Source organism: Micromonospora sp. NPDC005237 (genome assembly GCF_040607775.1).
Taxonomy (GTDB): domain Bacteria; phylum Actinomycetota; class Actinomycetes; order Mycobacteriales; family Micromonosporaceae; genus Micromonospora.
Genome location: NZ_JBEXHJ010000004.1, coordinates 494,763 through 520,098, shown reverse-complemented (window position 1 = coordinate 520,098; position 25,336 = coordinate 494,763). Strand labels below are relative to the sequence as shown.

19 protein-coding genes and 1 pseudogene are annotated in these 25,336 nt (G+C 72.6%); 13 read left to right on the top strand and 7 right to left on the bottom strand.

Annotated features, from left to right (window positions below; translation table 11 throughout):
* The first annotated feature begins 581 nt into the window (after positions 1-581).
* Positions 582-1,058 (top strand): cyclase family protein, encoded by a 477-nt coding sequence (locus tag ABZT87_RS14865; RefSeq protein ID WP_355135907.1) that lies wholly within the window; start codon positions 582-584, stop codon positions 1,056-1,058.
* 27 nt (positions 1,059-1,085) lie between these two features.
* Here the strand turns inward: ABZT87_RS14865 and ABZT87_RS14860 are convergent, their stop codons facing one another.
* A complete protein-coding gene (locus ABZT87_RS14860; RefSeq protein WP_355135905.1) occupies positions 1,086-2,909 on the bottom strand; it encodes a VanW family protein in 1,824 nt (607 codons plus the stop codon).
* 197 nt (positions 2,910-3,106) lie between these two features.
* On the opposite strand from ABZT87_RS14860, the gene nudC reads away from it, so the two are divergent.
* Positions 3,107-4,024, top strand: coding sequence for an NAD(+) diphosphatase (gene nudC / locus ABZT87_RS14855; RefSeq protein WP_355135904.1), 918 nt, complete (start codon positions 3,107-3,109; stop codon positions 4,022-4,024).
* Here nudC and ABZT87_RS14850 read toward each other — a convergent pair.
* The gene (locus ABZT87_RS14850) at positions 3,921-5,201 is read right to left on the bottom strand and encodes a polysaccharide biosynthesis protein (RefSeq protein ID WP_355135902.1); all 1,281 of its coding nucleotides are present in this window, start codon (positions 5,199-5,201) and stop codon (positions 3,921-3,923) included. The genes nudC and ABZT87_RS14850 overlap by 104 nt on opposite strands.
* A gap of 170 nt (positions 5,202-5,371) precedes the next feature.
* On the opposite strand from ABZT87_RS14850, the gene ABZT87_RS14845 reads away from it, so the two are divergent.
* The 5 genes and pseudogenes from ABZT87_RS14845 to ABZT87_RS14825 all read left to right on the top strand — a co-directional run.
* Positions 5,372-7,156 (top strand): hypothetical protein, encoded by a 1,785-nt coding sequence (locus ABZT87_RS14845; RefSeq protein WP_355135900.1) that lies wholly within the window; start codon positions 5,372-5,374, stop codon positions 7,154-7,156.
* On the top strand, positions 7,153-7,314 hold the full coding sequence (locus ABZT87_RS14840) for a hypothetical protein (protein WP_157742438.1): 162 nt from the start codon (positions 7,153-7,155) through the stop codon (positions 7,312-7,314). The genes ABZT87_RS14845 and ABZT87_RS14840 overlap by 4 nt, the downstream gene beginning before the upstream one ends.
* Before the next feature lie 30 nt (positions 7,315-7,344).
* On the top strand, positions 7,345-8,154 hold the full coding sequence (locus ABZT87_RS14835) for a glycosyltransferase (protein ID WP_355135898.1): 810 nt from the start codon (positions 7,345-7,347) through the stop codon (positions 8,152-8,154).
* Entirely contained in the window at positions 8,151-9,602 is a 1,452-nt protein-coding gene (locus tag ABZT87_RS14830; protein ID WP_355135896.1) for a glycosyltransferase family 4 protein, read from the top strand. Before ABZT87_RS14835 ends, ABZT87_RS14830 begins: the two co-directional genes overlap by 4 nt.
* A pseudogene (locus ABZT87_RS14825) lies at positions 9,596-11,668 on the top strand (alpha-(1->3)-arabinofuranosyltransferase family protein); the annotation flags it as partial. The gene ABZT87_RS14830 and the pseudogene ABZT87_RS14825, both read left to right, overlap by 7 nt.
* Positions 11,669-13,699: 2,031 nt before the next feature.
* On the opposite strand, the gene ABZT87_RS14820 reads toward ABZT87_RS14825, so the two are convergent.
* Positions 13,700-15,049, bottom strand: coding sequence for an acyltransferase (locus tag ABZT87_RS14820; RefSeq protein ID WP_355135941.1), 1,350 nt, complete (start codon positions 15,047-15,049; stop codon positions 13,700-13,702).
* A 266-nt stretch (positions 15,050-15,315) separates the two neighbouring features.
* Here ABZT87_RS14820 and ABZT87_RS14815 point away from each other — a divergent pair, with 266 nt between their 5' ends.
* Positions 15,316-16,359, top strand: a complete 1,044-nt coding sequence (locus ABZT87_RS14815; protein ID WP_355135894.1) for a DUF3068 domain-containing protein — start codon at positions 15,316-15,318, stop codon at positions 16,357-16,359.
* A gap of 77 nt (positions 16,360-16,436) precedes the next feature.
* Here ABZT87_RS14815 and ABZT87_RS14810 read toward each other — a convergent pair whose 3' ends face one another.
* Entirely contained in the window at positions 16,437-17,180 is a 744-nt protein-coding gene (locus ABZT87_RS14810) for a class I SAM-dependent methyltransferase (RefSeq protein ID WP_355135892.1), read from the bottom strand.
* A gap of 413 nt (positions 17,181-17,593) precedes the next feature.
* Here ABZT87_RS14810 and ABZT87_RS14805 point away from each other — a divergent pair, with 413 nt between their 5' ends.
* Together ABZT87_RS14805 and ABZT87_RS14800 are read left to right on the top strand one after the other, a co-directional pair.
* Positions 17,594-18,217: a DUF6230 family protein gene (locus tag ABZT87_RS14805; protein ID WP_355135890.1), complete on the top strand. Its 624-nt coding sequence runs from the start codon at positions 17,594-17,596 to the stop codon at positions 18,215-18,217.
* Positions 18,218-18,290: 73 nt separating this feature from the next.
* Positions 18,291-19,811: a DUF6114 domain-containing protein gene (locus ABZT87_RS14800; RefSeq protein WP_355135888.1), complete on the top strand. Its 1,521-nt coding sequence runs from the start codon at positions 18,291-18,293 to the stop codon at positions 19,809-19,811.
* Between the two features lie 82 nt (positions 19,812-19,893).
* Here the strand turns inward: ABZT87_RS14800 and ABZT87_RS14795 are convergent, their stop codons facing one another.
* Positions 19,894-21,564 carry a DUF885 domain-containing protein gene (locus ABZT87_RS14795; protein ID WP_355064822.1) on the bottom strand — a complete coding sequence of 557 codons (1,671 nt, stop codon included), beginning with the start codon at positions 21,562-21,564 and terminating at the stop codon, positions 19,894-19,896.
* Positions 21,565-21,684: 120 nt separating this feature from the next.
* On the opposite strand from ABZT87_RS14795, the gene ABZT87_RS14790 reads away from it, so the two are divergent.
* Positions 21,685-22,671, top strand: coding sequence for a DMT family transporter (locus ABZT87_RS14790; RefSeq protein ID WP_355135886.1), 987 nt, complete (start codon positions 21,685-21,687; stop codon positions 22,669-22,671).
* Between the two features lie 18 nt (positions 22,672-22,689).
* On the opposite strand, the gene ABZT87_RS14785 is transcribed toward ABZT87_RS14790, so the two are convergent.
* Together ABZT87_RS14785 and ABZT87_RS14780 are read right to left on the bottom strand one after the other, a co-directional pair.
* A complete protein-coding gene (locus ABZT87_RS14785; protein ID WP_355135884.1) occupies positions 22,690-23,760 on the bottom strand; it encodes a PHP domain-containing protein in 1,071 nt (356 codons plus the stop codon).
* A 29-nt stretch (positions 23,761-23,789) separates the two neighbouring features.
* A complete protein-coding gene (locus ABZT87_RS14780) occupies positions 23,790-24,551 on the bottom strand; it encodes a M23 family metallopeptidase (protein ID WP_355135882.1) in 762 nt (253 codons plus the stop codon).
* A gap of 62 nt (positions 24,552-24,613) precedes the next feature.
* On the opposite strand from ABZT87_RS14780, the gene ABZT87_RS14775 reads away from it, so the two are divergent.
* Positions 24,614-25,003: a hypothetical protein gene (locus ABZT87_RS14775; RefSeq protein WP_355135880.1), complete on the top strand. Its 390-nt coding sequence runs from the start codon at positions 24,614-24,616 to the stop codon at positions 25,001-25,003.
* 112 nt (positions 25,004-25,115) lie between these two features.
* Positions 25,116-25,283 (top strand): hypothetical protein, encoded by a 168-nt coding sequence (locus tag ABZT87_RS14770; RefSeq protein WP_167626078.1) that lies wholly within the window; start codon positions 25,116-25,118, stop codon positions 25,281-25,283.
* Positions 25,284-25,336: the final 53 nt, after the last annotated feature.

The following is a 25,336-nucleotide window of genomic DNA, read 5'->3' as shown; positions in this document are numbered from 1 at the left end:
AAGCTAAGCCCTCCAGCGCCGATGGTACTGCACTCGTGAGGGTGTGGGAGAGTAGGACACCGCCGGACAATCTTCCAGAAAAGGCCACCCCCAACAGGGGTGGCCTTTTCTGCGTTTCCGCGCTTGGCGCCCGATGCCGGTGACCGATACCTGGCCTAGGCTCGTTCCTGTGGATGACCTCCTGGCGAAGGATCAGACCGCGTGACCGGAGGAGTCGATGCGGGGATGACCCCTGAGCGACCGATGCCCACTCAGGACGACGTGCTCGGATACTTCGACACGCTGTCGAACTGGGGACGGTGGGGTGACGACGACGAGCTCGGCACCCTGAACCACATCACCGACGACGTTCGGCTGGCGGCGGCGCGGGCCGTGCGCCACGGCCGGAGCGTGTCCTGCGCGTGGGAGGTCGCCGTACCGGACGAGATGGAGCGGTCGACGATGTCGTGCCCGTGCGCCGCCGACATGCCGGGTGCGGAGAACATGCGGGTGGCCGCCTTCCACGCCGATTGGTCGACGCCGCGACGGGATCGGCGTGGGCGGCCGTCACGGCGGCGGCGAACGGCATCGTCACGCGTGGTGTGCTGCTGGACGTCGCGGGGGTCCGCGGTGTGCCGTGGTTGGAGCCGGGCCAGGGTGTCGTTCCCGAGGATCTGGAGGAGGCCGAGCGCCGCCAGGGCGTCCGGGTGCGACCCGGCGATGCGGTGCTCCTGCGCACCGGCTACGGCCGCTTCCGGCACGAATCCGGTGTGGCCAGCGGTTTCACGCAGGCCGGCTGGCACGCGTCCTGCCTACCGTGGCTGCATGAACGCAAGGTCGCGCTGATCGGCGCCGACACTCCGCAGGACGTACAGCCGTCGGGGTACGACGACGTGTTGATGCCGGTGCACGCCGTGAGCCTCGTCGCGATGGGTCTGTGGCTGCTCGACAACTGCGACCTGGAGGCGTGCGCGACAACGGCCGCCGAGCTGGGCCAGTGGGACTTCCAGCTCGCCGTCGCGCCGGTCCGCTTCGCCGGCACGTCCGGCAGCCCGGTCAACCCGATCGCCACCTTCTGACCACGGCGTGAGGGCGGCCGTGGAGGCTCAGGAGGGCTTGGGGCCGCAGACGTAGCGGGGCTCCGCGTCGTAGCGCCAGGTGAACTTCTCCCGCTTGACGACCACGCCGCCCTTCTTGATGACCCGGAAGGCGTCCTGGGCGAAGCCGTTGATGCCGTTGCTCGGAATGCACGACGGGCCGGGTTCGAGGTGGATGACCTTCGGTGTGGTGATGTCGCGCCGAGGGCCGTACTCCGTCTTCACGCTGTCGTAGATCTTCGTGCTCCAGATCGAGACGGTCACCGAACTCGACGTGTACGAGGTGTCGATGAGCAGGCCGTACTCGGTGTTGTTGCGGAACTTGAAGTCCAGGCTCGGCCAGAAGATGGTCGACTCGATGACGGCCGGGTACCTGTCGAACCAGTACGAGTGCGGCTTGTGCTCGACGTCCTCCAGGCCCGCGTAGTAGGTGGCGTTGAACAGGGTGGTGGTGAACTGCGAGGTGCCACCGCCGACGCCCGGCACCAGCTTGCCGTCCAGGATGACCGGCGCGTCCCGGTAGCCCTGCGCGTAGCCACGTTCGCCGGTGTGCCCGTTCAGGGAGAACGTCTTGCCCGGCAGTACGACCGTGCCGTCCACCTCCTTGGCGATGGTGGCGATGTTCTGGCTGCGCGACGACGCCATGCCACCGGTGAACCGCGTGGTGAAGGTGGACACCCGCTCCTTGATGCCCAGACCGGCCAGCTTCTCCGCGGTCAGCTCCGGCGGTGTCGCCTTCAGCTCGCCGGTCACCTCGCGTCCGTCCGACTTCGGCAGCACGGCCAACAGGTCACGACCCAGGGCTGCGGTGTCGAGCTGCTGGCCGGCGCGACCGTCGGTGACCTTGGGTCGGCCGCCGGAGATGGTCATCGACGCGTCCTTCGGGGGCACCTCGATCGCGAGCAGGTCGTCGCCCAGGGCTGCGCGCAGCCGCTTGACGTCGACCAGCGGGGTGAGCTTGCCGGCCTTGTCGGCGGTGAATCGGAGGCTCTTCGCGATGGCCGCCGGTGGCACCTGCACGGAGCCCTTGTCGGTGCGCAGGGTGACCGGCGCGGCGACCGCCGGCTTGGCCAGCTCGGCGACCAACCGGTCCAGCTCCTCGGCGGTGGTCGCCGGCTGACTCTCCACGAGCGGCACGGTGACCGGGGTGCCGGCCAGCCACCCGGTGCGGACGGCGTCGGCGGAGCGCTGCGGGTCGAACGCCAGGCCCGGCTTGGGGCGTACGACCTTGGGGGTGGTGCCCTGGTAGGTGATGGCCGGCATCGTCATCGGGCGGACCTGGTCGCCGAGCACCTTGCGCAGGGCCGCGTCCAGCCGGTCGGCGTCGATGGTGACCACCGGGTCGACGGTTCGGGAGCCGACCAGCCGACTGACCGGGTGCGCGTCGGCCTCGGCCGCCGCGGCCACGCTGGCCGCCACGTCGACGCTCAGCCCCACCTCGGCCGGGTTGATCTCGGCGGTGCGCTCCCCGACCGTGACCCGCAGTGGCGCGGCGAGGGCCGCCGCCCGCCGGTCCAGCTCAGCCCGCAACTCCCGGTCGGCGGCGCTGCGGCTCCGACCGCCCAGCTCGGCGCCGAGCACGCTGGTGCCCCGGGGCACGTCCCCGGCGTACGCCCAGGCACCGGCGCCCGCCACGGCGGCGAGGACGGTGCCGGTGACGCCGGCCGCGAGCAGCATCCGCACCCGGCGGGGACGGCGTCCACCGTTGCCCGGCTCGGCGGTGGCCGTGGGCGGCGTGACCGGATCCGGCCCGTCGTCCGGCCAGGTGACCGCGGTGACCTGCACGGTGGGTCGGTCGTCGGTGGGTGGACGTTTATCGCCGTACAGCGTCACTGCAACCTCGATCGCCAGGTGCCACGGGAGGTCCCCCCTCCCGGAGGACACCACGGTAACCAATGCTCGGCCGTCCGCGCGGGCTGCGCCCGCTCTGCGCTGGCACCGCGTGTCGTTCGGCGTGTCGCGTGGGCCGGGGGCGAGCCAGGGCCGGGGTCGGTGCCGACGCCGGGTCGCCGCCGTGGCACGGTGGCGGGGTGGACGCTGCGGAGCGGGTGTTGGCGTACGGCGGCGGTTGGCTGGAGCGGGCGGGCGCGCTGCGTACCGACACCGCTCGACTGGACGCGCTGCTGACCGACCCGACGACCGTGGTGCTGCCGCTGTGGCGGGACCGCTGCCTGGTTGACGGGGTCGGGCCGGTCCGGTTGACGGCCGAGCGCGCGTCGCTCGTCCGGTCGGCTGCCGCCGAGACCGTCTTCCTGGGGCTCGACGGGGACGTCGCGGTGTTCGCCGTGGACCTCTCCGGGCTCAGCGAGCCCGCCGCCGTCGAGATGGCGGGCGCGACGCGGGCGGTCGACGTACGGGCCCTGGTCGGGCGGCTCGACCCGGCTGCCGCGGCGGTCCAGGCGTACGCCCGGGGGTTGCTGCACTGGCACCGGCAGCAGCGGTACTGCGGCACCTGCGGCGCGGCGGCCGTCGCCGGCGGTGGCGGGCATGTGCGGACCTGTTCCGGCGCGGAGTGCGGTCGGATGCTGTTCCCCCGGATCGAACCGGCGATCATCGTGCTGGTCGAGGCGCCCGGCTCGCCGGAGCGCTGCCTGCTGGCCCGGCACGCGGGCGCCGCCGAGCACTCCTACTCGACGCTGGCGGGCTTCGTCGAGGTCGGCGAGAGCCTGGAGGACGCGGTCCGCCGGGAGATGGCCGAGGAGGCTGGGATCAGCGTCACGGACGTGACCTACCAGGGGTCGCAGGCGTGGCCGTTCCCCGCCGGGCTGATGGTGGGCTTCCGGGCCACCGCGACGTCCGACGAGGTGTGCGTGGACGGCGTGGAGTTGGTGGAGGCGCGCTGGTTCACGCGGGAGGAGCTGCGGGAGCGGGTCGCGGGAGGTCGTCGGCTCGGTCGGCTGGACTCGATCGATCACCACCTGCTGGGCCGGTGGCTGACGGCAGGCTGAGGATCATCACCAGCGCGGTCGCCGCGGCGGTGCCGAGAGCGCACCACATGATCCCCTGGAACGTCCGTGGCGCGACGGCCATGGTCAGAACTGCCAGGACGACCGCCGCGACCCACAGTGGCGCGGACGGCCACCGCGCACCCGCCGCGATCTTCGCGTTGACGACCGCGAAGACCAGCGCGTAGAGGGCGCCGGTGGCGGCGAAGAACGGGGCGTACTCGCCCAGGGAGGCGTAGTTCTCGCCGCCCACGAGCCGGAACGCGAGGCCGCCGCCCAGGGCCGAGGCGGCGACGAGCACGGCGCCGCAGGCCGCGACGATCGCGAGCACGGCGGTGCGGACGCGGTTGTCCCCGACGGCCAGGCGGGGAAGGGCGAGCACCACGATCACCTGCGGCGCCCAGAGGGCACCCTTGGTGAGCACGGTGCCGACGGCGTACGCGCCGGAGTCGGCCGGTGACAGCAGTTGACGGGCGAAGATCAGGTCCGCGTACGACACGGCGAGCATCGCCAGGGCGGCCGTGCCGGCGCTGGTCACCTGCCGGATCCGCAGGGTGGTACCGATGGCGGCGTCCCCGTCCGGGGTGGCGCGGCGGGCCGATCCGGCGATCCAGACCAGCGCGGGCAGCACGAGGTACGCGGTCACCATGCCGGCCACCAGGGTGTCGACGACATCGGCGCCGAGGACCAGCGCGACGATCATGCCGCCGTACCGCCCGGCCGCGACCACGCCCATCGCCCACGCGAGGCGGAGGAAGCGCTGCTCCCCCTGCAACTCGCCGAGCCACCGGGCGGACAGGACGACCGCGACGGTGGTGCCGGCGACCAGCGCCACGACCGCCAGCGACAGCCGCAGGGCGGTCATCATCAGCGGCGCGGCCACGACGACGGCGCCCGCGGAGACGGCGGTGGTGACGAGGGTGACCCGGTTGGTCGGTGCGCCGGGATGCCGGGCCCGGTGCACCGCGACCGCCATCTGCAGGCCGACGCCCGCGACGCCGGCGATCGCGACGAGGGCCGCGACCGTCGCCAGGACGCTCAGGCCCTCGGCCGCGAGGTGCCGGGCACCGAGCATCGGGAGCAGGTAGGCCAGCCCGTTCGTCACCATCGCGGCACCGGCCACCGCCGCGCCCGCCGCTGAAAGGCGGCCCGCGCCGGGGCCTGCCGTCGTCTCTGTCATCGCGCCTCACGTCGGTTCCGCCGGGGACCGGTGCGCGCCCCGAGCTTCGCGTCGTCGTCACGAAGTCGGACGTCGACGTCGAGAGGCAAGCTACCGTCCGCGCCCGCCTGTGCCTAGAGTGCTGTCCGGAGCCCTGGGAGCGACGTCGGGCCCGCTTCCCGTCCAGGTCTGTGGGGGTCCGTGTGCGCCGAGGATCACCGGAGTTCCGTCCGGCGCTGCCGCGGGTCGCGGTCGTGCTCCGTCGCTGGTGGCCGGAGGTGGCGCTCGGCGTCGGGGTGGTCCTCGCGATCCTCGGCCCGGTGCTGGGCCGGGGTTACGTCCTGCGGTACGACCTGGTGTTCGTGCCGGACCCGCCGTTCGGCGCGATGGTCTGGGGCAGCGGTTCGGAGTTGCCCCGGGCGGTGCCCAGCGAACTGCTCGCGGTCGGTCTGGCCCAGCTGCTGCCCGCCGACGTGGCGGAGAAGGTTCTGCTGGCCGGTTGCCTGGCCCTGGCCGCGGTGGGCGCGGCCCGGCTGGCGCCGGTCAGCCATCCGGTGGCGCGGGTCGCGGCCGGGCTCGCGTACGTCTGGAATCCCTGGGTGTACGGGCGGCTGCATCTCGGTCAGTGGGCGGTGATCGCCGGGTACGCGGCCCTGCCGTGGGCGTACGCGTGGGTGCTCGGGGTGCTACGGCCGCCGGGTGGCGGCATCGGTCCGGGTCGGCGCTGGTCCGTCGCCGGTGGGCTGGCGGTGGTGCTGGGCGGCCCGGCGCTGGTGCTGGCGGCGGTGCTCTCGTGCGCTCCGGCGTTGGCGCTGGCGCGGCGGTGGCGGGCGTTGGTCGCGGGGGCGGCGACGCTCGCCGGCCTCACCGCGCCGTGGCTGGTGGCGCTGATGAACCGGGGCGGCGCCGTCGATCTGGACGAGCGGGGCGTCGCCGCTTTCGCCGTCCGCGCGGACACGCCACTCGGTGTGCTCGGCAGCGTCGCCACGCTCGGTGGCGTCTGGAGCCGCCATGCCGTCGCGGTCGGGCGGGACCGGTGGCCGGTCGCCCTGCTCGCGCTGGTGCTGGCCGCGGCGGCGCTTTGGGGGTACGCGCTGACCCGTCGCCGGTGGCCGTCGGCAGCCTGGTGGGGTCTGCTCGTCGGCGCGGCCGTGGGCACCGTGATCGCCCTGGTGCCGGCCTGGCCGGTGGGCGCACAGTGGATGGTCGCGCTGGTCGAGCACGTTCCGCTGGCCGGCGCCGTCCGGGACGGCACCCGACTGCTCGCCCCGCTGGCGCTGGTGCAGGCGGTCGGCCTCGGCATGCTTGTGGAGTCGCTCGCGACGGCTGGTGCCCGGCCGCTGGCCCCGCTGGTGATGATCGCTCCGGTGCTGTTGCTGCCCGGCCTGGCCTGGGGGCTCGGCGGCCAGCTCGACACGGTGCGGTACCCCGCCGAGTGGTCGGCCGTCCGCGAGGTGGTGAACCGGGATCCGGCCGGCGGCAGCCTGGTCTCGCTGCCGTGGGCGTCGTTCCGCGCCTACCGCTGGGCGGGCAACGTCCCGGTGCTCGACCCGGCGCCGCGGGCGTTCCGCCGACCGGTGATCGGGGACCAGGACGTGCTGGTCGGCCGCGACCGGATCCGTGGGGAGAGCCGGGACGCCGACCGGGTGGCGCAGGCGCTGGCGGTGCCCGGTGATCCGGCCCCGGGTCTGCGTCGGCTCGGCGTGCGGTACGTGCTCATCCAGACCGATCAGCCCGGAGCGGCCGAGGTCGCGGGGCGCTTCGCCGGTGCCGAGATGGTCCGGCGGGACGGGACGCTGACCCTGCTTCGCCTGCCTGATACCGGTTCTTCCGGCTCGACGGGGAGTGTCGGTATTGGTCCGGCACTGGGGTATTCGGTACTCGGGGCCACCCTGTTGATCATCCTTTTGCCCCCCGCCACACGGCGTCGACGCATGTTACTGTGCGGTCACTTTTGTCGAAGGGACCGTCAATGAAGGCATCCTTCAATCCCCTCCTGACCGCGGTCGTCGCCGCGGCGGTGGGTGCCGTGCTGGGCATTCTGGCCGTCTCGATCGGGACGTCCACCATCACCAACAGCAATACCAAGCCTGCGAACGTGGAGCAGCCCATCATCGTGTACGGCGAGCGCTGACGGCCTTTCATGGAGGTCCTTCCTCCTGACGTGTCGTCAGATGCGGTCGTACTCGACGTCGTGGTGCCCGCGTACAACGAGGCACTTCGGCTGCCCGACACCCTGATCCTGCTCCGGGCGGCGCTGGCCGACCTCGGTGTGCCCTGTCGGGTCACCGTGGTCGACAACGCCAGCACCGACGGAACCGCCGAGGTGGTCACGGGGGCGCCGGCCGGTCCGGTCCCCGTCCGGCTGCTCTGGTGCGCCGAACCGGGCAAGGGCTTCGCGGTACGCACCGGTGTGCTGGCGAGCGACGCGCGCTACGTCGGCTTCTGTGACGCGGACCTGGCCACCGCGCCGGACACCCTCGGCCAGGTGCTCAGTCTCCTGGTCGAGGGCGCCGACGCGGTGGTCGGTTCGCGGGCGCACCCCGAGTCGGTGGTGCAGGAGCGGCACAGCCTGCTCCGACGCTGGGGCGCGGTGGCGTTCCGTGGTGCCGTCCGGCAGGTGGTGCGCGGCGTGGGCGAGACGCAGTGCGGGTTCAAGTTCTTCCGCAACGACGTCGCGCGGCGGTCGTTCGCACCCCTTCGGTGCGGCGGCTTCGCGTTCGACGTGGAGGTGCTGGGCCGCGCCGAGCGCGCGGGCGCCCGGTTGGTGGAGATCCCCGTCAACTGGGTGGACGTGCCCGGCTCGCGCTTCTCCCCGGTCCGCCACGGCTGGCAGAGCTTCGTGGACGTCGCGAAGATCAGTTGGCGACTGCGCCGGGCCGAGGTCGCCCCCGCGATGCCGCTGCCGGTCGTCGCCCTGCCGGTCGGCACGGACGTGACCGGGAGCGCTGCCCCCGTTGGATTGCGGCCGTGAGTGTCGGACACTCTCCGACGGCTGCGGCTCCCACCACCGACGCGGTGGTCGCGGGTCGACGGATCGCGGTGCTCAACTGGAAGGACCCGTGGCATCCGGACGCCGGTGGCGCCGAGGTCTACGCCTGGCAGGTTGCCCGCGACCTGGTGACCGCCGGCGCGGAGGTCACCTTCGTCACCGCGCGTCCGGACGGCCAGCCCGGCGACGAGACCCGCGACGGCATCCGGATCGTCCGGGTCGGTGGGCGGTGGAGCATCTACCCCCGGGTGCTGGGCTGGCTCGCACGGCGCCGCCGTCAGTTCGACGCCGTCGTGGACTGCCAGAACGGCATACCGTTCTTCAGCCCGGCGGTCCTGCCGGCGGACGTGCCGGTCGTCTGCGTGATCCACCACGTGCACGACCGACAGTTCCGGCTCTACTTCGGCCCGCTCGTCGGTCGCTTCGGGGCGTGGTTGGAGGGGCCTGTCGCCCGACGGGTCTACCGCCGGGGCGTGACGCTCGCCGTCTCACCGTCGACGGCCGTGGCCGTACGGGACCGGCTCCGCTGGGCCGGCCCGGTGGTGGTCGTACCCAACGGTGCGGACGCGGCGACACCGCCGGTCGTCGGCAGCGGCGGTCGCGACGCGCGACCCCGTGTCGTCTGCGTCGGTCGGGTGACCCGGCACAAGCGGGTGGATCTGGTGCTCGACGCCGTCGACCAGCTCCGGGCGCAGCGGCCCGACCTGCGCCTGGACGTCGTCGGTGGCGGGCCGGACGTGGCGACGATCCGTCGGCAGGTCGCCGAGCGTGGGCTCACCGACATCGTCACGGTGCACGGTCACCTGCCCTCCACCGAGCGGGACGCGCTGCTGGCCAGCGCGTGGTTGCACGTCTCCGGCTCGTGGGGCGAGGGCTGGGGTCTGGTGGTCGTGGAGGCCGCCGCCGCCGGGCTGCCCACCGTCGCCTTCGACGTCGACGGGCTGCGCGACGCCGTACGGCCGGGCCGGACCGGATGGCTGGTCACTGAGGGCGACGACCCCGCGGGCAGGCTCGCCGTCGGCCTCGACCGGGCGTTGGACTCCCTCGCGGCACCGGGCGAGGCCGAGCGGATGGCCGCCGAGTGTCGACAGTGGAGCGACGCGTTCCGCTGGGCCGACACCGGGCGGCGGGTCCGCGCGGTCCTCGGCGACCTGCTCGCGCCACGCCGGGTGCCGTGGGCGGCGCGCAACGCGTCCCTCCTGGTCCGGACGGACCAGCCGGAGAGCCTCCTCGCCCGGGTGTCCCCCCTCCTTCCGTACACCCGGCACGTGGCGACCGACGAGCACGGCCTGTGGATCCTGGTGCCGGCGGCCGCTCCGGCGGCGATCCGGCAGGTGCTCGTCGAGGCGGGCGTAGCGCCTGAGCACATCAGCGAGCGGGACGCCAGCGGTGACGAACTGCTCACCGGAGTTCCGGTACGGCAGTGCTGACCGCCTGGTCGACCGCTCGCCGCACCGCCGGAATACCGTCCGCGACGGTGTCCCTGGCGGTGTGGCGCCTGCGTGAGCTGCTGGTCTGCCTCGCGCTGATCGGTCTCTGCGTCACCCAGGAGCCCGGGCTCATCGTGCCGGACACGAAGCTGGACATGGCCCTGGACCCGGGCGGTTTCCTCGCGCGGGCGGCGCACCTCTGGACGGCGGACTGGCAGTTCGGCACGCTCCAGAACCAGGCCGTCGGCTACTTCTTCCCGATGGGGCCGTTCTTCCTCCTCGGCGAGGCGGTGGGCCTGCCGGCCTGGCTCGTCCAGCGGCTGTGGATGGCCGCCCTGCTCTGCGTGGCGCTCACCGGTGTGGTGCGGCTGGCGCGTGCCCTGGACCTGGGTGGCCCGGCGTCACGCCTGGTGGCCGGCGCGGTGTTCGCGCTCTCGCCCCGCGCGCTGTCCCTGGTCGGCACGGTCTCGCTGGAGCTGCTGCCGTACTGCGTCGCGCCGTGGGTGCTGCTGCCGCTGGTCAAGGGGGCGGCGGGTGGCTCGCTGCGGCGGGCGGCAGCGCTCAGCGGGCTGGCCGTGGTCTGCATGGGCGGGGCGAACGGGGCGGCCGCCGCGTGCGCCGTGCTGCCGGCGTTCCTCTTCGTGGTGACGCGTGCGCCCGGCTGGCGACGGATCCGCCTGCTGGCCGCATGGACGGTGGCGATGGTCGCGGCCACCTTCTGGTGGCTGGTGCCGTTGCTGCTCCTGCAGCGCTACGGGTTCCCGTTCCTGCCGTACACCGAGAGCGCGGCGGTCACGACGAGCGTGACGTCGCTCCCGTCGGCCGTGCGCGGCGCGACCCACTGGGTGGATTACCTGGCCGTCGACGGCGTGCCCTGGTGGCGCTCCGGGTGGGCGCTGGTCACGACGTCCTGGATGGTCGTGCTCACCGGCCTGATCGCCTGCATCGGGTTGGCCGGGCTGGCCCGTCGGGACCTGCCGGAGCGACGGTTCCTGCTCGTCGGCGCACTGGTCGGGCTGTTGACCCTGACCGCCGGGAACCTGTCGGACGGCGGCGCGGCCTTCGCCGCGACGGTCCGGGAGGCCCTCGACGGCCCGCTCGCCGCGCTGCGCAACCTGCACAAGTTCGACGTCGTGCTCCGCCTGCCGCTGGCCCTCGCCACCGCGCACATGCTGGACACCGTCGGCCGGATCGCGGTCATCCGCCGGTTCACCCGACCCACCAACATGGCGCCCCGGCGGGTGGCGCTGGGCGTCACCGCCATCGCGCTCCTCGCGGTCACCAGCGGCGCGGGAAGCGCGGGGCTCCCGGCCGGCGGCGGATTCTGGGCCGTACCCGAGCACTGGCGGCAGGCGACCGGTTGGCTCGACCGGCACGCCGGGCCCGGCACGACGTTGCTCGTGCCCGGCAGCAACTTCGCCGAGTACAACTGGGGGCGCTCGCTGGACGAGCCGGTCCAGCCCCTGCTGGACTCGCCGTGGGCGGTGCGGTCACTGGTGCCGGCCGGATCAGCGGGCAACGCCCGTCTGCTCTCCGCGATCGACGAGCGGCTCGCCGCCGGTACCGCCTCCCCCGGGTTGGCGGACGTGCTCGGTCGGCTCGGTGTGCGGTACCTGCTCGTCCGCAACGACCTTCGTCAGCCCGTCGGAGGCTTCGCCTGGCCGGTTCTCGTGCACCGGACGCTGGACAGCGCCCCCGGACTGTTCCGGGTCGCCGCGTTCGGCCCGAGCAGCGGGGCGCGGCCGGATTTCGATGGGGCGTGGGACTACGGGCTGCACGAGCCGTACCGGGCGGTGGAGATCTACCAGGTGGACCGGCCGACCCCCAAGGCCACGTTGGCCGACGCGGCGCAGCCGCTCAACCTGGTCGGCGCACCGGAGACGCTGCTGGACCTCAGCGACGCCGGCGTGCTCGGCGACCGGCCGGTGATCCTCGACGGAGACGCACCGCAGGCCGAGGACGGAGGCACGGTCCTCGCGGACAGCCTGCGCAAACGGGAGGTCGACTTCGGGATGGTCCGGGGTAACACCTCGCGGACGTTGACCGCCGAGGAGCGACCGGAATCGGCCCGCGCCGCCCACGACATCCTCGACCCGGCGTGGCAGTCGGCGGTCACCTCGTCGGGCTACGCCGGGATCGCCGACGTCCGGGCGTCCACCAGCGCGGCCGACATCACCGGCCCGGCCGGGCTGCGCGACCCCTCCGCCGCGCCGTTCGCGGCCGTGGACGGCGACAGCGGCACATCCTGGCTCTCCGACGGTGCGCGCAAACCCGTGGGCCAGTGGGTGGAGGTCCGCTTCGCCGACAAGATCCAAGCCGGGTCGGTGGAGCTGCAGGTGGTCGACGACGAGGTCGTGGGCGCCCCGGTCACGAGGGTCGTGGTCAGCACCGAGGGCGGGTCGTACGTGCACTCGGTGGTCGACGCCGGGCGGACGCCGCTGCGGTTGGCGCTGCCGTCGGGGCGTACCACCTGGTTGCGGGTGACCATCGACGGCGTCGCGGGCTTCGATGTCCCGGGACGCCGCGCGGGCATCCGGGAGCTACGCGTGCCCGGGGTGAGTCCTCAGCGGTACCTGCGGCTGCCGGCGCTGCCCGACGCCACCGCAACCCCGGAGGTCGTCGCCCTTGCCCGCAAGGCGGTGGACCGGCCGGCCTGCGTTGTCGTCGTCGACCACTACCTGTGCGCTCCCGACCTGATCCGTCAGGGCGAGGAGACCGGGCTGGCCCCCCGCCGCTTCGACCTGCCGGCCGCCTCCACCCCCCGCCTCACCGGCCTGGCTCGCGCCACGCCGGCCACCGCACTCGCTGTGTACGACGAGGTGGTGGGCGGCGAGACGTTCAGCACGTCGAGTTCGTGGTTCGCCGATCCGGTCGCCTCGTCGCGGGCGCTGTCGGACGGGGACGACGGCACGTCCTGGTGGGCGGACCCGAAGGACCCGCAGCCCACGGTGCGGCTGCGCTGGGCCAAGGCGCGGAAGGTGAGCTGGGTGCGGCTGCGGTTCGCGCCGAGCCTCGTCGCGGCGCCACCCAGGACGGTGCGGATCACCGGCGACAACGGCATCCGGGAGGTGGCGGTCGGCCTGGACGGCGTCGCCCGCTTCCCCGCCCTGCGGACCCGCAGCCTCGTCGTGGCCGTGACCTCGACGGTGCCGCGGGTCAGCCGGTCGACGGCGCTGTTCGAGCCGCAGTCGCTGCCCGTCGGCCTCAGCGGGGTGGACGTGGAGGGCGGGCCCGAGGCCAACCAGGCGCGCGACCTCTCCCAGACGGTGACGTTGCCCTGCGGCGCGGGGCCGACGATCGTGATCAACGGCGCGACGGTGCCGACGACGGCGACGGGCACGTTGCGGGATCTGCGGGATCTGCGACCGCTGCGCTACCGCGCCTGCGCTCCCGCCCCGAAGCCCGGGGCGAAGACCACGGCGCGGGCGGACGAGGACCGCGTCGGGCTGCGCGCCGGCCCGAACGAGGTCTCCGCTCCGCCGGACCGGTTCGTCGTGGACAGCGTGATCCTGACCGGTGAACCGCCGCGGCGACCGGCCGCCGCCGAGCCGCCCCGCCGGGCCCTGACCGTGCTCGGCTGGGACGACCAGCGCCGGTCGGTGGAGGTCGGGGCGGGTGGCGGCAGCTACCTGGTCGTACCGGAGAACGCCAACCCGGGCTGGCGGGCCACCCTCGACGGTGTCCGGCTCGTACCGACCCGGCTGGACGGGTGGAAGCAGGCGTGGTTCGTGCCGGCCGGGGCCGCCGGCCGCGTCGAGCTGGTCTTCACACCCGGGGAGCAGTACGCCCTCGTCCTGCGCGTCGGGGCGGGACTGCTGCTGCTGTTGGTCGTCGCAGCCCTGCTCCCCGCGCGTCGCCACCGACCGTCGTACCCGATCGTCCCGGCGACGATGCCGACCGCGCCGGTGCTCGCACTGGGGGTGCCGGCGCTGCTGGGGGGCCTGGTCGGGCTCGGCTGCGCGGCAGTGGTGGTGGTGCTGCACCGGCGCCGGATGCCCAGCCCCGGCTGGATCTGGGTGCCGGCAGCGGTGGGGCTGGCGGCGTACGGGACCGAACGGTGGTGGCTGCCTAAGATCGCTTCGGAGCGGCTCGGCGACCTACTGGTCACGGTCCCGACCGGCCTGCTCCTCGTCGCGATCGCCGCCCTGGTGCTGCGCTTCCGCCGGGTCCGCGGACGCTACGAGTCGCGCCGGGAGGGCCGGGCGTTCGGCTGGGCCCGCCGCCTGCAACGCCGGCACCGGCGCCTGGACCAGGGTGTCGGTCGCGACGATCCCGGCCCGGTGTCGGTTGCGCCGCCGCTCCAGGAACCTGCGCAGTTGCTGCGTCGGCCGCTCGATGAGGTAGTAGGTGGCCGCCGCGGCGGGGATGGTGAGGGCCAGGGTGAGCACGAGGAGCACCCAGAACGAGCTGTCCATCCGGGTGAACCCGAGCAGGCGGAAGCAGACCTCGAGGGCGAGGAGGTGCCAGAGGAAGATGCCGTAGGAGATCCGACCGAGGAACCTGATCACCGGCTGGTCGAGGAACGCCCGCGGCACCCCGCCCGAGCCCGGGCCGACGAGGGGGGCGATCAGGAACCAGGCGACGAGCAGGAACACCAGGTGCTCGATGATCGACTCGATCGGCTTGGTGGGCTCGACCCCGCGTGGGCCGGCGATGGGCGTACTGGCGATCCACAGCAGCGCGCCGGCGATGAGCCACGACGTGCCCGGGGCGAACGTGAAGACGCGCAGCCCGCGAGGCGTGGCGGACCACAGGTCCTCGTCGCCCCGCCCGGGGCCGCTCCCGGTCAGTCCGGTGAGGAGCACCGACGAGGTCGTGCTCGTGGGCCAGGAGGCGAGCACGGCCAGCATGATGCCGATGCCGAACCAGTCGAGGAAGGCGGGTAGCCAGAGCACCGCCAGCCCCGGTAGTGGCGAGTCGGGGCCGTGCGCGTACGCATTCCAGGTGAGGCCGGCGAGAACGAGGACGGCGCCGAGTGCCAGTTGGCGTCGGGCTCGCTGAAGCGGGGTCCGACCGCCCATTCGGCGACCGAGCACCGCTATCACCGGCAGCGCCAGGTAGAAAGTCGCCTCCGTAGCCAGGCTCCAGGTCTGTTCCATGCCGACCGGCAGTCGCAATGGCTGATAAATCTGTGCCAGCAGGAAGGGGATTGCCCAGTCCCAGACCGACCTGAGGTAATCGATGTTGAGCCACAGCAGTGCGACAACCGCCATTGCCCAGTACCCGGGCAAAATGCGCAGCGCGCGATGCCAGAGGTATCGCCGAACTGGCGGGTGCGACTGCGAATGAATGGTGGCGTGCGCGAATGGCCGGTAGAGGAGGAAGCCGGACAGCGCGAAGAAGATCGCCACCCCTACATCCAGTCTGGCCAGCACACCTCCGAGGCGGGCGATCGAGTTGGTCAACCCGCTGAGAAAGGAGACGTGGTGGACGACGACGCACAGCACCGCCACCGCGCGGAGTCCTTCCAATGCCGGCAACCAACCATCCGAACGGACGGTATTGGACGCGGAATGGCCCACCTGTCCGTTGCTCGCGCCGGGTCTGACGGGTCGGCTCACAGTTCCTCAACATCCCATTCGGCGGGGTGGCCGGACGGCCACGTGCCACCGGAGTCGGTACGTCTTCCGAAGGCCGCGTCGGACCATATCCGAAATCGGCCCCGTCATGTACTGTCAGCCGCCAGTCGAGTCTTTACAAGGGGAGGAGTTACATGCGACCTACGTCGGGTGCCATCTTGGTGGCGACGGGCGCGTTCCTGATCGTCGGGGCGGTGGCGACGCCGCTGACCGTCGCGCCCGCTCTCGTCAAGGTGCCCCTTGATCAGAGTTCGGTGACGGTGTCGAAGGCCGAGAACGCGACTGTCTTCGACTTCCCCACCCTGTCGGAGCGCAGCGGGGTCAACCTCACAGCCCACCGCGCGGTGCGGGGCGATGTCGGGGCCGGCAACGATGACCGCGCGGTCTTCAACGTCGGCGTCCGCGTGATCGACGACGCCAGCAAGGCCGAGATCACGGTCAACACGGACCGGGTTGCCCTCGACCGGCGGACCGCCGAGGCGGTGGCCTGCTGCGCCGAGGACATCAACGGCTCGCCCTTCAAGCACGAGGGGCTGACCTACACCTTCCCGTTCGGCACGGAGAAGAAGACCTACCGGTACTTCGACAACACCGCTCGCAAGGCGTACCCCGCCAAGTACGTGAGCACCGAGAAGTTGCAGGGCCTGACCGTCTACAAGTTCGAGATGACGGCCGAGCCGATCCAGATCAAGCAGATCGATGTTCCGGGCCGGCTCGTCGGCTCGACCGAGCCCACGGTGAGCGCCGGTCTCTTCTACACCAACGTCCGCACCCTGTGGGTGGAGCCGGACAGCGGCGTCATCGTCAAGGGCCAGGAGAAGCAGGCGCAGACCCTGCGTGACGCGACCGGCGTGGACAAGGTCAAGATGATCGACGCGACCCTCGCCTTCACCGAGGACACCCAGAAGCAGCAGGCCAAGGCTGCCAAGGACGCGCGTAACCAGATCAACCTGCTGACCACGGTGCTGCCGATCGTCCTCGGACTCCTCGGCCTCGCCCTGGTCCTGCTCGGTCTGTTCATCATCATCCGCGCGACTCGCCGCAGGTCCGACGCGTCGCCGGTGAACGCCGACGACCGACCGACGACCGACCTGCCGTCGCAGGCGTCCTCGGAGCCGGTCGAGGAGACCGCGACGCCGACCGGCGGCCGTCACGCAGTCGAGCGCAGCGAGCCGTAACAACAACCACACCACCGCACCACCGCACGCCGACCTGAGAGGGCCGGCCGACCTTCGGGTCGGCCGGCCCTCGCGTCTCAGGCCCGCTGGTCGCGCCGCACGGCGTAGCGGGTGCACACCCAGTCTTCGGTGTACGGCAGGTCGGGGCGCTGCCCGACGATGTGCCCACCGTGCGCGGCCACCAGCCGCACCATGTCGGCATCCGGCACGGCGGTCATGCTCATCGGCGCCGGATAGCCGAGCAGCCGGCGCTGCGCCCAGCTGATCAGCCGAAACGGCACGACCTGCCAGATGAAACCCTTGGCCGTACGCGCCGGCTCGGTGGGCAGCCCCACGACGGCGATTCCGCCGGGTCGCAGGACGCGCAGGAACTCGGCGAGGTAGCGGTCGATGGCGGGCCGCGGCAGGTGTTGCAGGACCAGGGCGCTGTAGACGAGGTCGAAGTGGCCGTCCGGGAACTGGCTCAGGTCCGGTGCGTCGTTGAGGACGAAGCGGATGTTCCCGGCGCTCCGGTCCAGTTGTCGGGCGGTCTCCAGCATGGACGGCGCGATGTCGACGCCGACGACCTCGTCGGCGTGCGGGGCGAGCCCCTGCGACAGCCGCCCGGCGCCGCAGCCGAAGTCGAGTACTCGCTCCCAGCGGGTGGGCAGCCCGAGCTGGTCCAGCCAGTTGGCCGTCTCCTCGACGTCGGCGCGACCCGTGGCCAGGAACTCGTCCACGTCCCACCGGCCGCCCCGCTTACCGGGCTGAACCAGCACGGCCCAGAGCGGATCCTCGGCGCCCAGCTTGGTCCAGTCGCGTCGTACGTCGTTCAGATTCACGCCGAAACCCTAGGGCATCCCGGGGGACGCCGGGATCGACCTGCCTCCGCGCCCGTGCGGATGTTCGGACGGGTGCGCCGGTCCGAACGGCTCGCCCTGACCTGCGAACTTTACATCCGTTACCTGATTGTAATCCATCGATGTATCGGCTACTCCCTGTCATGACCGGGACGCCTTATGCGAGATCTCGTGGCTTATGAGTGCCTATGTACCCGACATGATCTGAACACTTCGTGATACCGCCCTGCCTCTCGGTCGCCGCCGTGTTACCGCCCGGTAATCAGGGGGTTGTGAGAGGCGCCGCAACGGGTGCACGATCAGGCTCGATCGTTACCCGCCGGTAATAGATGACGGGCCCGGCGTGGGCCGCCGCCGCGAACGGCCGCCGCGCACATCCACCCGAGGAGGAACCCGTGCAGGATCGGTTAGACAGTCAGGGTCGTACCCGGTGGCGGCGCTTCGCCGCCATGATGGTGCCCGCCACGGCGGCTGCCGGCGCCATCCTCTTCGGCATGTCGACCGGCGCGATCGCGTCCGACATCACGGTCTCCGGGCAGACGTTCAAGATCGGTGCCGACCGCCTGGAGGGCGACGGCTTCAAGCAGTACGGCGGCATCGTCAAGGAGAAGAGCAAGGACGGCAAGGACGGGCAGGTGCATCCCATCGCGCTCTCCGAGATCAGGAGCGCCGACCTGTACAACCTCTGCCAGTCCGTCCGCGCCGACCTGCCCGGTACGGACGTGGTGCTCACCATCAACGCGGGCGAGGGCAAGCAGCCCGCCCACGCCGAGGACCTGCTGATCGCGATGGACTCGCTGAACGGCAACGCGACGTTCACCACCATCAAGATCGGCCGGGACGCCACCGACCTGAACCCGACGGCGCAGGAGGGTTCGTTCGGCCAGAACGCCGACCACGTCACCATCACCAACCTGCAGCAGGTGTCCCGGTACACGACCGCGGCAACGTTCAACCTGGTCGGCCTGCGGCTCAAGGTCAACGTGGGCGACGACGCCAAGGGCAAGGAGTGCTTCTGAGCTGAGCCTGGCCCGCGGCGACTCACCGCCGCGGGCCCGCCCATCCCCGTCCCCGCTCCGCCAGGAGGAGTACGTGACAACCGCCAACCCGTCCCATGTCCGGCCGAGCAACGCGGCCCAGGCGTGGCGGAGGTTCCGCCGCTGGCGACGGAGCCGGCCGTTCTGGGGCGGCCTTTTCACCATCCTGGCCGGGGTGGAGATGTTCGCCTCCACCCGGATGACCATCAACGGCCTGAGCTTCCACAGCGGAGCCACCGGGCTGCTCTCGCTGCTGATCCCGGTCATCCTGGTGACCTGTGGCCTGCTGCTCTGGTTCACTCCGGCGCAGCGGCTGTTCTACTCGATCGTCGCGGCGGTCACGGCGGTCTACGCGCTCATCGGGCTCAACCTCGGAGGCTTCTTCGTCGGCCTGCTGCTCGGCATCGTCGGCAGCGCGCTCGCCTTCGCCTGGACGCCGACCCGGCCAGCGTCTGCCACCCCTGACCCGGCCTCTACCGAGCCGACCGCCGCCGAGCGGTCTGCCAGCGACCCGGCCGTCGCTGACCCGGTCGTCGTCGGGCCGGCGGGCACGGGTGAGGCGCCGCAGAACCCGGACGAGCACCGACCCGAGCGGGGCGCCGACTCCGCACCGGCCGGGATCGCCCCGGCCGACGCGACCGACGGCCGGACCGGCTCTGTGGCGGACCCCGACGCGGGCGCGTCCGGCCGTGCCGTTGATCCGCGTACCTTCGGTGTCGCCCTGGTGGTGCTCGGCCTCGCCACCGCCGGCCTGGCCGCCCAGCCTCGGCCGGTGCAGGCCGCCCCGACCCTCCCCGTCGCGAGCGTCTGCCCCACCCGGCCGGCGACTCCATCGCCCACTCCGAGCGCGCAGACCGGGACGCCGGCACCGAGCGCGAGCCCGCACCGGGACGGCAACGTCGTCACCGACATCCTGGACGGGATCGGTGACCTGCTTACCGGCGGCCACCGCCGCGACGCCGCGACACCGTCGACAAGCCCGACCGCCACGCCCTCGGCCAAGCCGACCGCCACACCGACGGCCCGTCCCGGGTCCACGGCCTGCCCGGCCCCAGGCCGGCCGGGCCGACCGGGCGCGACGACGCCGGGTTCGGCGAAACCCGGCAGCGTGGAGCCGGGCAAGCCGCTGCCGCGCATCGCCGACGACCCGACCCTGCCCAAGGTGGCGCAGACACCGTCCAAGCTCACCGGGTCCTCGGTCCGGATGACCGAGCTGCGGTTCGAAGGCGTCACCGAACTGGACACCGAGAAGGGGCACCTCAAGGTCCTGAAGTTCAGCATGCGGGAGGCCGTGACCGAGGACTTCCTGCTGCAGGCCGACGGCCCGCAGGGGCGCAGTCAGCGGTACGCGACCGACCGGCTGACCGTCAGCGGAGACGTGGCCTTCTACGCCACCCGGTTCGTCGGCCGCCTGCTCGGCATCAAGATCACGCTGACTCCGGACCTGCCGCTGCCGAACGGCCTCCCGGTCACCTCACCCATCCCGATCACGTTCACCGACCCCGTCATCGACCTGGCGTACGTCACCAGCAACACCCTGACGGCGAGGCCAGCGCTGGCCCTCACCCTCGCCTGAGTGGTGGGTGGTCGACCGGACCGGGCGCGGACGCGACGGGTGCCGGCGGTCGGCCCGCCGGCACCCGGAGTCGTCGACGGGCTCAGAGCCGGGCCAGCGCCTTACGCAGCGGGTCGAGGCCCAGCGCGCCCAGGTCCAACGCCTGCCGGTGGAACTCCCGCAGGTCGAAGTCGGCGCCCTTGCGGGCCTTGGCGTCCTCGCGGGCCTGCAACCAGATCCGCTCACCCACCTTGTACGACGGCGCCTGCCCCGGCCAGCCCAGGTAGCGGTTCAGCTCGAAGCGCAGGTTCTCGTCCGGCACCCGGCAGTGCGCCCGCATGAACTCCCAGCCCAGCTCGGGCGTCCACCGCTCGCCCGGGTGGAAGCCGAACGGGTTGTCCTTCGGGATTTCCAACTCCAGGTGCATGCCGATGTCGACGATCACCCGGGCGGCGCGCATCGCCTGGCCGTCGAGCATGCCCAGCTTGTCGCCCGGGTCCTCCAGGTAACCCAGCTCGTCCATCAGCCGCTCCGAGTAGAGCGCCCAACCCTCGCCGTGCCCGGAGACCCAGCAGAGCAGCCGCTGCCAGCGGTTGAGCAGGTCGGCCCGGACGGCGGTCTGCGCCACCTGAAGGTGGTGACCGGGCACGCCCTCGTGGTAGACCGTCGTCACCTCCCGCCAGGTGGAGAAGTCGGTGATGCCCTGCGGCACCGCCCACCACATCCGACCCGGCCGGGAGAAGTCCTCGCTCGGGCCGGTGTAGTAGATGGCTCCGTCGCTGGTCGGCGCGAGGCAGCACTCGATCCGGCGGACCTGCTCCGGAATGTCGAAGTGGGTGCCGTGCAGCTCTGCGATGGCCTTGTCGGCGAGCGCCTGCATCCAGTCGCGGAACGCCTCCTTGCCCCGGATGGTCCGGGCCGGGTCGGCGTCCAGCGTGGCCACCGCCTCGTCGACCGTCGCGCCCGAGCCGGCGATGCGCCCGGCCACGACCCGCATCTCCGCCTCCAGGCGGGCCAGCTCCGCGAAGCCCCAGGCGTACGTCTCGTCCAGGTCGACCTTCGCGCCGAGGAAGTACTGCGAGGCGAGTTCGTAGCGCTCCCGGCCGGCGGCCTGCTTGTCCCGACCGTGCGGGGCCAGCTCGGCCCGCAGGAACTGGCCGAACTCGGCGGTCGCCGCGGTGGCCGCCGCCGCGCCCCGGCGCAGCTCGGCGCCGAGCGTGCCATCCGCGCCCAGTCGTTCGACCAGGCCGTGGAAGAAGTTGTCCCCGGTCGGGTCGGTCCAGGTGTCGCACTGCTTGGCCACCTCGACGAGCTGCACCTTCGAGCTGACCCGCCCGTCGGCGAGCGCCTCGCGCAGCGTGGTCTTGTAACCCTCCAGCGCGCCGGCCAGGCCGTTGAGTCGGGCGGCGATGTTGGCCTGGTCGTCGGCCGTCGCGGTCGGCATCAGGTCGAACACCATGCGGACCTCGTGCAGCCCGCTCTCGATCACGCTGATCTCGCTCGTCGTCTCGCCGGCCTCGTAGCGGGCCAGGTCGAGGCCGAGCCGTTCCTGCATGGCCTCCTTGGCGGTGCGTTCCGCCTCGGTGTCCGGCTCGGTCACCTCAAGCTCGGCGAGTGTGCGGCGGGTGAGGTCGGCCTTGGCCTGGTAACCGTCGGGGGAGAGGTCGTCGAGCTGGTCGTCATGGCCGGCGATGCCGACGTAGGTCGCGCCGGTGGGGCTCAACGGCGCCCACTCGGCCACGTAGCGGTTGGCGAGTTCATCAATTCGTCCCACAGTGCGACACTACGTGACCACCCCGCCTGGATGTCGACGACGTTTGTCGTGTTCAGGTGCCAGATCCAGAGGGCGGAAAGCCGCGGGACTTTGTCGTACCCGTCCGGCAGACTGTCAGGAGTGACCACCGACATCGCTCCTGACAAGGCGCCGTTGCGTGCCTGGCTGCCGGGCTTCTTCGCCCTCGCCGCCATCTGGGGTTCCAGCTTCCTGTTCATCAAGGTCGGCGTGGCCGAGCTGCACCCCGTCCAGCTGACCCTCTACCGCGTCGTCGCCGGCGCGCTGACCCTGCTTGTCGTCCTCGCGGTGCTGCGCGACCGACTGCCGCGCGAGCCCCGCGTGTGGGCGCACCTCTTCGTCGTCGCCGCGTTCGGCGTGGCCGTGCCGTTCACCCTCTTCGGTTACGGTGAGCAGCGGGTCGAGTCGATGCTCGCCGGCATCTGGAACGCGACGACGCCGCTGATCGTGCTGCCGCTCGCGGTGCTGGTGTTCCGCACCGAGCGGTTGACCGTGCGCCGCGCGATCGGCCTCGGGCTGGGCTTCCTCGGCGTGCTCGTGGTGCTCGGGGTCTGGGAGGGCATCGGCGGGGCGCACTTCGTCGGGCAGTTGATGTGCTTCGGCGCGGCCGCCTGCTACGGCGTCGCCATCCCGTACCAGAAGCGGTTCGTCGCGGGCAGCGCGCACTCCGGCCTCTCGCTGTCCACGGCGCAGTTGCTGCTCGCCGCCGTCCAGCTCGCCGTCGTCACCCCGTTCGTCGCGGGTGCGCCGCCGCTGCCCACCGAGCTGTCGCCGAAGGTGGTGGCCAGTGTGCTGACCCTCGGGGCGCTCGGCACCGGGCTCGCCTTCGTCATCAACATGCGCAACATCCGGGTGGCCGGCGCGAGCACCGCCTCCACCGTCACGTACCTGATTCCGATCTTCGCGGTGCTGATCGGCGCCGTGGTGCTCGACGAGCGGCTCAACTGGCACCAGCCGGTCGGCGCGCTCATCGTGCTGCTGGGGGTCGCGGTCGCGCAGGGCCTGTTCGGCCGTCGGAAGCCGCGCCCGGTGGTCGGCGTCGGCGTCGGCGCGCCCGCCGTCCCCGCCGCCGAACCCGCCCGTCGGTGACCCCGACCGGGCCGCTGGTCAGGCCCGGTCGTGTGTCCACTCCACCAGTTGCTCGGCCGACCAGGTGTTGACCACCCGGTCGGCCGGGACGCCGCAGCGGGCCGCCCGCTCGCAGCCGAACCGCTGCCAGCCGAGCTGACCGGGCGCGTGCGCGTCCGTGTTGATCGCGAAGCGGCAACCCGCCTCCAGGGCGCGACGGATCAGTCGCTTCGGCGGGTCCTGCCGCTCCGGCCGAGAGTTGATCTCAACGGCGGTGTCGTGCTCCGCGCAGGCCGCGAAGACCGCGTCCGCGTCGAAGTCGCTCTCGCTCCTGGTCCGCGCCCGGTGCCCCCGATCACCCGGGCCGGTCACCCCCGCCGGCCGGGACGACACCATCCGCCCGGTGACGTGACCGAGAATGTCCAGGTGCGGGTTGGCGACCGCCCTCAGCATCCGCCGGGTCATCTTCGCCCGCTCGTCCTTGAGGCCGCTGTGCACCGAGCCGACCACCACGTCCAGCCGGGCCAGCAGCTCGTCGTCCTGATCGAGTGAGCCGTCGGCGAGGATGTCCACCTCGATCCCGGTCAGGATCCGGAAGCCCTCCGGCAGCGCCGCGTTGACCTGCGCCACGTGGTCGAGCTGCCGGCGCAGCCGCTCGACGGTCAGCCCTCGCGCCACCTTCAGCCGGGGCGAGTGGTCGGTCAGCACCAGGTACTCGTGGCCCAGCTCCACCGCGGCCAGCGCCATCTCCTCGATCGGGGAGCCGCCGTCGGACCAGTCCGAGTGGGTGTGGCAGTCGCCGCGCAGGGCGGCGCGCAGCGCCGTGGCCTCGGCGTCCAGGTCGCTGCCCTCGATCGCCACCAGCCGGCGCAGATAGACCGGTTCCTCGCCGGCCAGGGACTCCGCCACGCAGCGGGCCGTCACGTCCCCCACGCCCGCCAGCTCGGTGAGCGTGCCGTTGCCGGCCCGCTCGGCCACCTCGGCCGCCGGGAGGCCGGCCAGCGCCTTCGCCGCCGAACGGAACGCCCGCACCCGGTAGGTGGCCTCGTTCGCACGCTCCAGCAGGAACGCGATCCGGCGCAGGTCGGCAATAGGGTCCCGGGCGCTCATCCCACCGAACCTAGTGCGTACGAGCCGCGTCAGGGAGCCTTCGGGCAGCCGTGTTCGCGCTGCCACGCGGTCACCTCGGCGGCGGGTTCCCGGTTGCCGCCGCGCCGCCACGAGTCCAGGTAGCGCGCCGGCCAGAGCACACCGCGCCGGATCCACCACCCGTCCTTGCCGGTGCACGGCGGCGAGATGCCGAAGTGCACGTGACAGACGTTGTTCGCGTTGCCGGTGCGGCCCACCTTGCCGAGCTGCTGCCCGGCACGGACCCGAACCCCCGCCTCGATGCCGGCGCCGACCACGCTCAGGTGCGAGCCGTAGTAGCGCACCCCGTCGTCGCCGAGCAGCGACACCGACAGGCCGCCGTTGTCCGGGCCCTGCGGCCCACTCTTGGAGTACCGGTCGACACGACTCACCTCCAGGACCTTGCCGTCGGTGACCGCCACGAACGGCTCACCGCAATCGGCGAACACGTCCGTCGCCGGGTACGCCCCGTGCGTCGTGTGGTAGTCCACGTTGTCGGCGCGTACCGGAAAGACGTGCCGGAGCCCGGCGCGGGGTGCGGTCGGCGACGGCCTGGCCGACGACGGCGTCGGGCTGGCCGGGCGGGTCGTCGGCGTGGCCGCCGGCGCCGCCGGCTGCTCACCGGTCGCCCAGACCGCCGACGGCGACGCCGCGGCGCCATCCGGCGGCACCCCCGGCCGGGTGGTCGCGCAGCCGGCGGCCAGCACCGGGGCGAGCAGCAGCAGGATCGGGTACGCCGGACGCACGCGGCGACCGATCGTCGGCGAGGGCATTCGGTCATCCTGACAGACCGGTACCGTGGGCACGAGCGACGCGCGTGAGGGGAGGGCAGTCGATGACCATCGCCCGACCCGACCCCGTCCCGGATCCCGGTCTCGCCCGCCCGGCGTCGCGTACCCCGTCGGGGCTCTTTCCGGCCGAGCCGCCGACCAGACCCACCTACCGCGAACCGCACCCGGTGACCGGCGGCGGTGTCGCCGCCGGCGGCGGCGCGGCGGCTGCCTGGCTGCTGCTGTTCGGGCTGCTGGGCACCGACGTCGCCAGGTACGCGTGGTGGACTGTGGTGGCCGGCCTGCTGGCCTGGCTGACGGCTCTGGTGCTGGTCCGCTACGGCGATCGCGGCGTGGCCACCGGGGTGGCCATCGTCACCGCCGGTGGTTGGAGCATCGCCGCCGCCGTGGTGGCGGTCCGCTGGGCGACCAGCGGTGACTGGCCGCTGTGGTGAGCGTGTTCGGACCGGCCCGGATCCGGGGGCGGACGACTGCGCCGCGTGCCCGGTTGGCTGCGTAGCGAACGCCGTCTTGACGTGGCTGTCGATACTCGGCACGCTCGGCACTATGGCCTGGACCACCCCGCGGCAGGACCCGGATCGCAACCGCCGCCGCCTCCAGTTGCTCGCCGAGTTGGCGGGCGCTCGGGCGGTACGCCAGCGCAGCCGGCCGCAGCGACAGCGCACCGAGCGTCTGCGCCAGCTCATCGCCACCCGCCGTCGGGTAGCCGGCTGATCCGACTTTGTCAGGTTTGGCTGGCGTCTCGGGGCGTTGACCGGTCGCCTGCC

Excerpts from the sequence above, each read along its gene's own strand:
- ABZT87_RS14775 (WP_355135880.1), top strand. The coding sequence starts at position 24,614 with ATGACCATCGCCCGACCCGACCCCGTCCCGGATCCCGGTCTCGCCCGC.
- ABZT87_RS14780 (WP_355135882.1), bottom strand. The coding sequence starts at position 24,551 with ATGCCCTCGCCGACGATCGGTCGCCGCGTGCGTCCGGCGTACCCGATC.
- ABZT87_RS14840 (WP_157742438.1), top strand. The coding sequence starts at position 7,153 with ATGAAGGCATCCTTCAATCCCCTCCTGACCGCGGTCGTCGCCGCGGCG.
- ABZT87_RS14770 (WP_167626078.1), top strand. The coding sequence starts at position 25,116 with ATGGCCTGGACCACCCCGCGGCAGGACCCGGATCGCAACCGCCGCCGC.
- ABZT87_RS14785 (WP_355135884.1), bottom strand. The coding sequence starts at position 23,760 with ATGAGCGCCCGGGACCCTATTGCCGACCTGCGCCGGATCGCGTTCCTG.
- ABZT87_RS14850 (WP_355135902.1), bottom strand. The coding sequence starts at position 5,201 with ATGACAGAGACGACGGCAGGCCCCGGCGCGGGCCGCCTTTCAGCGGCG.
- ABZT87_RS14815 (WP_355135894.1), top strand. The coding sequence starts at position 15,316 with ATGCGACCTACGTCGGGTGCCATCTTGGTGGCGACGGGCGCGTTCCTG.